1 protein-coding gene is annotated in these 1,212 nt (G+C 42.2%); it reads right to left on the bottom strand.

Annotation, left to right across the window (positions count from 1 at the left end):
• Nucleotides 1-10: 10 nt before the first annotated feature.
• Nucleotides 11-1,212: hypothetical protein (locus A3756_RS10785; protein WP_231875521.1), on the bottom strand; the 1,202-nt coding region annotated here is incomplete at its 5' end.

Genomic DNA, 1,212 nt, shown 5'->3' with positions numbered 1-1,212 from the left:
TTGCAAAAGTTTAGTTCTTTAGTTGCTCACCTACAGTCAAGTTATGGCAGCGAGAGAAGTCATTAAGTAAATACTCAGCTCCGTCAACGATAAACTTTCCTTGCACTGGCTCATTAGCACAAAAAGCCACCGTAAACTGGGTTTCTCCGATAGACGTCGCTGCTAAAGGTTGGACAAACTGTGGCGCTAATGAGTCAGCACTAATACTTTGAGTGGTAAAGCTTAGAACTTGCGTTTCAGAACTATTGTTTTGTGCGTCTCGTGTCGAAATATTTACGTCATAATCGGTGTTTGAATCCAGGTTATTAATAACAACGCTATGTTCTGTTAGAAAACGGTTATTTTTAAAAACCGCTCCACCAACCACTTGAACTGTACTTCTAGCCGGTTCATCGGTCTGCCATTCTATTACCACAGATTGGTTGCTAATATTTTTAACATAAGGCCCGGCAATAGTTTTCGGTATTATGCTATCAAGTAGAACTAGCTCCTGGTCGAGACTAAGCGCGTTGTTAAGGGCAAGATCAGATCTTACAAAGGTCGCAAAGCCACTTTCGATTGTTGGAGTATAGGTAAGGTCATACAAGCAGTCAGTGCTGTCTGGGTAAAAACCGGATTCAATACAGGTATCACTAGGGAACAGCAACATAACATAGTTGCCTTCAGCATCTGTACTAGCACTACCACTGGCATGATCCAAACTACGTGTCGATAACTGAAGTAGGGGGCCTTGCTCAGGACCGTGCCAGACCGTGCTGGTTTCGATTGATACATTGGGGATAGGGGCTTTATTAGTATCAAGTACCTTGCCAGACAGGACAAGAAAATCGAACTGTAAATCACGTATTGTATCTACATAAACTTCAAAATCTTCGGATGAGATAGCTACACTATTTGGCGCACCAGAAAGCGAAACATCCGATGCTATAAAAGAGGCTCGAAGCACATAACTACTAGGCGAAACATCCCATTCATAGGCGCCATCTGAACTAACTTTTTGGGTGTCTCCAATTTGAAGAAAAGTATCATCTTGCAATACTTCAAAGAGAGTTACGCTCGCACCATCAATTAAGTTTCCCTGATGATCTTTCACTACGCCACTAAGGCTTGCTGCATGCACCACAAGTGAAAAAAATGCTAGGAAAAAGCTTAGGACAAGCGTGAATCCTCTGCCTTTCATAAAACCCAATAGTTTTTTACACATGCAGCATC

Source organism: Oleiphilus sp. HI0086 (assembly GCF_001635225.1).
The sequence above is the reverse complement of the archived record's forward strand: the minus strand, read 5'-3'. Positions and strand labels throughout refer to the sequence as shown.